The organism is Pseudoflavonifractor sp. MCC625 (genome assembly GCF_018784545.1).
Taxonomy (GTDB): domain Bacteria; phylum Bacillota; class Clostridia; order Oscillospirales; family Oscillospiraceae; genus Pseudoflavonifractor_A; species Pseudoflavonifractor_A gallinarum.
Map to the genome: position 1 here is coordinate 1 of NZ_WQOJ01000052.1, position 311 is coordinate 311.

The 311-nt window shown below is 52.4% G+C and carries 1 protein-coding gene; it reads left to right on the forward strand.

Features of this window, described 5'->3' with window-relative positions; all coding sequences use genetic code 11:
* The first annotated feature begins 51 nt into the window (after nucleotides 1-51).
* Nucleotides 52-267, forward strand: a complete 216-nt coding sequence (locus tag GPK94_RS15800) for a transposon-transfer assisting family protein (RefSeq protein ID WP_003526257.1) — start codon at nucleotides 52-54, stop codon at nucleotides 265-267.
* Nucleotides 268-311: the final 44 nt, after the last annotated feature.

Consider the following 311-nt stretch of genomic DNA (forward strand, 5'->3'; position numbering starts at 1 on the left):
CAGAACACAAAAAGACAGCACCCAAAAAGAGTGCGGAAAGGGAGATTTGATATGGGAAACTTTACTTTTGAGGAAATGAACCTGATGTGCATTTACAATACCGGCAGCCGCACCGGGCTGATTGACAGTCTGCGTGAGATGCGCGGCGAGCTTTCGCCGGAGGAAACAGAGCTGAGAGAGTTGACCGACAGCGCCCTTACGAAGCTCTGTGCGATGACCGATGAGAAGTTTGCCGAACTGGAGCTGTACCCGGATTTTGACCAGTAAACAACATAACCGCAGGGATGGGGTGGCGATCTGCCACCCCACCT